Annotated in this window: 6 protein-coding genes; 1 reads left to right on the plus strand and 5 read right to left on the minus strand. The window is 47.8% G+C overall.

Annotation, left to right across the window (positions count from 1 at the left end):
* Positions 1 to 97: 97 nt before the first annotated feature.
* From GXO76_00170 to GXO76_00190, 5 genes are all read right to left on the minus strand, one after another.
* Complete coding sequence (locus tag GXO76_00170) at positions 98 to 1,324, minus strand: FtsX-like permease family protein (protein ID NOY76257.1); 1,227 nt, start codon at positions 1,322 to 1,324, stop codon at positions 98 to 100.
* Positions 1,325 to 1,336: 12 nt separating this feature from the next.
* Entirely contained in the window at positions 1,337 to 2,062 is a 726-nt protein-coding gene (locus GXO76_00175; protein NOY76258.1) for an ABC transporter ATP-binding protein, read from the minus strand.
* A 190-nt stretch (positions 2,063 to 2,252) separates the two neighbouring features.
* Entirely contained in the window at positions 2,253 to 3,515 is a 1,263-nt protein-coding gene (locus GXO76_00180; GenBank protein NOY76259.1) for an efflux RND transporter periplasmic adaptor subunit, read from the minus strand.
* Between the two features lie 15 nt (positions 3,516 to 3,530).
* Positions 3,531 to 4,922 carry a TolC family protein gene (locus GXO76_00185; protein NOY76260.1) on the minus strand — a complete coding sequence of 464 codons (1,392 nt, stop codon included), beginning with the start codon at positions 4,920 to 4,922 and terminating at the stop codon, positions 3,531 to 3,533.
* Positions 4,923 to 4,942: 20 nt separating this feature from the next.
* A complete protein-coding gene (locus tag GXO76_00190; GenBank protein ID NOY76261.1) occupies positions 4,943 to 5,683 on the minus strand; it encodes a YIP1 family protein in 741 nt (246 codons plus the stop codon).
* Positions 5,684 to 5,876: 193 nt separating this feature from the next.
* Here GXO76_00190 and GXO76_00195 point away from each other — a divergent pair, with 193 nt between their 5' ends.
* On the plus strand, positions 5,877 to 6,068 hold the full coding sequence (locus GXO76_00195) for a hypothetical protein (protein NOY76262.1): 192 nt from the start codon (positions 5,877 to 5,879) through the stop codon (positions 6,066 to 6,068).
* The last annotated feature ends 68 nt before the right edge of the window (positions 6,069 to 6,136 follow it).

The following is a 6,136-nucleotide window of genomic DNA, read 5'->3' on the forward strand; positions in this document are numbered from 1 at the left end:
AACGACCGGCTTTAAAAAAACAAAACCTTGCGAAGGGTTCAAACCTTCGCAAGGTTCTTCATGCAAAAGTAAACTGTCGTTTCAAAAGCGCCTTTTTTTATTCGTACCGCAGAGCCTCAATGGGACTGAGTTTGGCGGCTTTATATGCCGGATAAATCCCAAAAAATATCCCAACGGTGGATGTAAAACCAATCCCCAGAAGAATGGCCCAAACGGAAATGGTTGCAGGCAGGGGCGTTACGGATCGAATGAGAATACCAATCAGAAAGCCCAGAAGCATTCCAAACAAGCCCCCGACAAAACTGATCAACAGCGATTCGATGAGGAACTGGAACAGAATGTCCCGGCGCTTGGCACCAATGGCTTTGCGAATGCCGATTTCACGCGTCCGCTCCGTGACCGAAACCAACATAATATTCATAATGCCAATGCCACCCACAATCAACGAAATAGCCGCGACACCCACCGCCAGCAGGTAGAGTCCGGTGGTAAGATTCCTGTAAACCCGTGTAATCATATCCTGTTGATTAATGGCAAAATCATCCGGTTTTGTGGGGGGCACATGGCGCGCCCACCGCAGAATCCAGCGAAGTTCATCCTTCACCTGGTCCATATATTTGGGGTTAATCATCCGAACACGAATCGTAATTGAACGCCGGAAACCGAACACCTTCCGAAAGGTTCCAAATGGAATATAGACCCGCACATCCAGATTCTGTCCGAAAAGTTTGCCCCTTTTCTTGGCCACCCCAACGACCCGAAAATTGAATCCCCGGATGTTAATCCTCCGATTGATGGGATCTATATCCCCGAAAAGTTTCTGGGCCACATCCCAGCCAATAATGGCAACAAAGGTTCGGTGTCTGACATCAGAGGGAATCAGAAACCGCCCGACTTCCAGGTCGATATTGGCTGTTTGCGGATATTGATCATTTGTACCGATAATCCGTACATTCTTCACCGTTTTATCGCGATACCGCGCAGCACCCACGGTGCCGTTTTCGTAAGAAACGGCATCAATGAGCGTGGCTTTTTCTTCAATGGCTTTTACTTCCTTCATGCCAATATTTTTGCGATTCCGGTACTTAAACCAGTCCATTCCGGCAAACCAGGGATATTTCTGCACAAAAAGCACGTTGGAGCCCAGTGAAGAAATCTCCGACATCATGGCCTTGTCCAGCCCGTTAATCACGGTAAAGATCACAATAATCGTCATCACCCCAATAATGACTCCGAGGGTGGTTAAAAAGGCGCGGAGCTTATGAACCACCAGAGCCCGAACGCCCATAACCAGGTTTTCCCACATTTCCAGCAGGTAGCGCATAAAAGGGATTCCTTACGGCTGAGAATTTTGGTTATTTGCCGTCACACGCCGCGATTCTTCCGGGATCACTTCATCCGTTTCGATCAGTCCGTCCCGAAGATGAACGATCCGCCGGCTGTGTTCGGCGATGTAGCGTTCGTGGGTAACCAGAATGATGGTATTCCCCTGTTCATACAATTCCTCGAAAATGGCCATAATTTCCTCGCCGGTGGTGGTATCCAGATTTCCCGTGGGTTCATCCGCCAAAATAATGGAGGGATTATTTACAAGGGCCCGGGCAATAGCCACCCGCTGACGCTGGCCGCCCGAGAGTTCGTTGGGCCGATGGTGAATGCGATCACCCAAACCCACGCGTTCCAGGGCTTCTATGGCCTTTTTTCGCCGTTCTTTTGTGGGAACACCGCGATAAATAAGAGGGAGTTCCACATTATGAAGGGCATCAGCCCGCGGCAAAAGGTTGAACGTTTGAAACACAAATCCGATTTTCTGATTGCGGATTTCAGCCAATTGGTCATCATCGAAACCGCTGACATTTTTGCCTTCAAAAAAATAATCACCCGCAGAAGGCGTATCCAGGCAGCCGATAATGTTCATTAATGTTGATTTTCCGGATCCCGACGGGCCCATAATGGCGAGATATTCGTTGGGTTCAACATTCAGGTTAATTCCCCGCAGGGCCTTTACAACCACCGCTCCCAGATTGTATTCCTTTTCTAACGAACGTACTTCAATAACCATGCTTCATCTCCGTAACGATAGTAAAGATAATTCCGATTCATCCTAACACACCGGGTCGTTCCACTACGGTCAGGCGGATGTGACACCTTGTTAAGCCCAACAGCGCAAATTTAAGGAACATAAAAAACAAATTCTGGTTTCGTCGCGGTATCAGGAAAATCCCGTTTGTGCCCACCCGGACGGCCTTCTTTTATTTATTCTTAAATTTCCGGGCCTTCTCAATTTTCACGGGTTTCCCGTCGCGCAGTTCCTTGCTCAGCGCACGAAAACTGCCAACCACGATGGATTCCCCTTCTTTTACGCCCTTTACAATTTCAATATCCGTGTCCGAAGAAATGCCGGTCTTGACCGGGCGGATGTGCGCAACCCCGTTTTTCACCACAAAAACAACCTCTTTGACCTTGTCTTCCGGCTTCAGTCGTCCCTCAGCTTCTTCCAGGGAATCCTTTTTCACTTCCTTCTTTAAGGACGGAATTTGAGAAATATCCCGCACCGTTACCGCCTGAATGGGAACCACCAGAACATTTTTGTGTGTTTCCGTCTCAATGTCAACCGTTGCCGACATCCCCGGCCGAAGCTTCGGAATGGTGTCCAACACACTGATTTTCACCTGAAAATTGGTCACCTCTTCCTGGGTTCCCCTTCCTCTCACAATGGCCGTATGAGCGATTTCGGACACAATGCCGGTGAAGGTTGTGTCCGGGAAGGCATCGATGCTGATGCGGGCCGTGTCGCCGGGCATGACATCCACCACATCATTTTCATCAATCTCCGATTGGACTTCCATTTTGGACAGATCGGCCACCTGAAGAATGACATCTTCCTGAAACTGGGAACCAAGGGCAATTTCGCCTACCTCCTTATTTCGCTGAATGACCACGCCGTCGATTGGGGAGCGAATGGTCGTTTTGCTCAAATCATCCTCGGCTTGCTGAAGCTGCGCTTTTGCCTGAATGACACGGTCCTTTGCGGCGTCAAAAGTGGAGCGCTGCACTTCATATTGGGTCTTTGCCTGATCCAGCTGCTCTTCTGACGCCAACCCCTGCTTAAACAACTTCTGCGTGCGATTCAAAGCACGCCTGGCATTTTTCAAAGAGGCTTCGGCCTGTCGTAACGAGGCTCTGGCCGAACTCAAAACGGCCTTCGCCTGAGTCACAGCCGCCTCGTAACGCCTGCGGTCCAGCTGTACCAGAATTTGCCCCTGGCGAACCCGGTCCCCCTCATCGACCCTTAATTGAATAATTCGGGCCGCTACATTGGCGCTGATCTTGACATTCACTTCAGGCTGAATCTTTCCCGTGCCGGAAACAACGTGTGTCACCGTGCCCCGTTTGACCTTCTCCACCTGTACGGGCACCTCATTTTCGGAGCTTTTTCTAATATTCACATAAACCAGGATGATCAGAAACAGAACCACTCCGCTTACAATTAAAATCTTCTTCCATTTGGCCATTCGTTTTCTCCCGGACTATTTTTGCACTAACTTGCTAATTTTCTGCTCCAGAGATCCCATCGAGTTGTACATTTGCGCCAGGGCAATAAGATTGTCATATTTTGTACTGACCAATGTTGCGCGGCTTCGGGTTAAAGAAACCTGAGCATCCACCACCTCCAAAAGCGTCCCCGATCCAACCTTGTACCGCTCCTGCGCCAGTCGAAGGTCTTCTTCCGCTGCTTTCAGATTTTCTTTGTTGATTTCGTAAATTTCCCGATACGCTTGCAAATTCATAAATGCCTGTTCCACACTCTGAAGCAGCGCCCGCTGCTGATTGGACAGATTTTCCTTGGCAATCAGGTAATTCAGATTTTGCCGGGAAATATTGGCTTCTCTCTGAAATCCGTTAAAGAAATTCCAATTGACACTTAACGAAACACTGATTCCGTAATTCTTGTCCCATTTGGAATAAACCCGATCCAGAAGGGTGTTGAACCGGCTGTAACTGGCCCGGGCGGAAATTTGCGGAAGATAATCCCCTTTTGCCACTTTGATTGCAAATTTGTTGGATACAATCTGTTCCTTCAGCGACCTTAATCCCGGATTATTCGACAGCGCGATCCGCTTGGCCTCTTCTACCGTTCCGGTAAAGGGAATCCATTCGATATCCTTTTGAACGATCTGCAGGGGTGAGGCCGGATTTCTGCCCAAAACCACATTCAGGTTGGATTTTGCAATAAGCACTTGTTTTTTCTGGTTGATCAAATTCATCTTGGCCTGCCCAAGAGTCACCTTTGCCTTATACACATCGACCTGTGCAACCGCGCCCACTTCGTACATGCTTTGCGTCTTTCGAAATTGCTCCTCCGACGATTTTACCGCCTTTTCGTAAACATCCTGCAATTGAAGGGCCTTTAACAATTCAAAGTATCGCTGGGTAACCTGAAGGATGATCGCTTGCCGGGTCGATTTGTAGCTCCATTCGGCAGAACGATAGGAGGCATTGGCTTCCCGGATGCGATTCCACCATTTCCCCCCGTCATAAATCGTTTGACTCAACGAAACACCCAAATTGTGAGAGTTTCTGGAATAACCCGACTGAACAATTTCCCGCTGTGCATAGGTCACTTGTTTGGTGACGGGATCGATGCCGATCGGAACATCCTGCAAAAATGTTCGTGGCGCTTGTTCCGAATGGGACGAAGACGCACTTCCGGAAATATAGGGCAGGATTGTGGACCGCGCCGAAATAATGCCGCTTCCGGCTACATCGATTTGACGATAGGCATTTCTGACTTCCGGATTGTGCTTCAGTGCCGTCTGTATGCACTCTCCCAGCATCAGGGGTTTCGGTTGGGCCATCCCCAACGCTGAGAATGCCGTAATGAACACAAGCAGCCACAAACTTACTGAAAACGACTTCATAAATCCTCCTTTACTCATCATCAGGCGCCCATTCCGGGTGTCTTAATCACCGATTGAAATAAAACAGAAACAATGATCCAAAGGATGTACAATCCGAAAATAATCGTTGCCGATTTTTTCGAATCAAATTTATAAATCACGGTAAATCCAATCACGGCAAGAATCAGTTGCCAGATCACAAAAACATCCAGTTTCCCAAAAATCTTGTAGAGAAGCGAGCCTTTGGCGTCAGTCGAGAGAAAAGCAGCCAGACTGGTTTGAACCATCATCGTTTTTTTGGCAAACATAATCGGCGCCCGGACAGCCAGACCAACAATTCCAACCGCCAGAGAGGTGTAAGCCCAGAGAGACAGCACTTTCACGTACGAAGCGTTTCCTCCCATAAACACGGTTCCCACAAGATAAAAGAAGAATGCAACCACAAATTCAACGATAAATGTACCGATCAAAACAAATACCGGCGTTGTAAACTGTTGAATTTTCCAGGCCTTCTGGAGAATTTCTTCCGCCTGATCCCGGGAAATACCCCGAAGGTCCATCAGGCGTTCAATCTGAAATTGCTGCATAATGGGCATCATAAAAATCATCACGACGGCACTGATAACAGCCAGTGTCAGCATTGGAAGAAGCCAGTCCGGCTTTTGATCGATGCTTTCAAAGGAACGCTGCGGATTCATGTACAAATCAAACCACTTCTGAAAAAAACTGCCGCCTTCTTCCGCAGTTGCGGGTTTTCCTTCAACATAAGATTGTTCATCCATTTTCTTCCTCCTTTAATTGACCCCAGGTCTTTTACTTCATTATGAACTGTACGGCCTCTGAACCGCCGTTTTCTTAACGGCACGTCATAGATTATTGACGGATATTTTTTAAAATTGTTTCTAAAAATTTATCCCGACACCCGAAACCGGGTCCTTGCTCTTTTCAGGCACGCTTTTTCAATTCATCACCCGAATGAATTACGGTGACGGCACAAAAAAACCGTCTGTTTTTTCCAATTACCCCGAACAATCATTGCAATTTTTTGGGATGAAGATGTTTGTAAAACGTGCAACGTTAGAGAATGTAATTGAAATAAAACCGATTCGTGCAAGTCGTGGGCAAAAACTCTTCGGAGCAAATTCATTTATTTTTGGCCAGGTTTGAAAGCCGGTCATTTTACCTTTTTCTTTTCCGACCGGAGGGCGTTATCCCCCTGCAAATACCGATCCTTG

The sequence above is a fragment of the Calditrichota bacterium genome (genome assembly GCA_013151735.1).
GTDB lineage: Bacteria > Zhuqueibacterota > JdFR-76 > JdFR-76 > BMS3Abin05 > BMS3Abin05.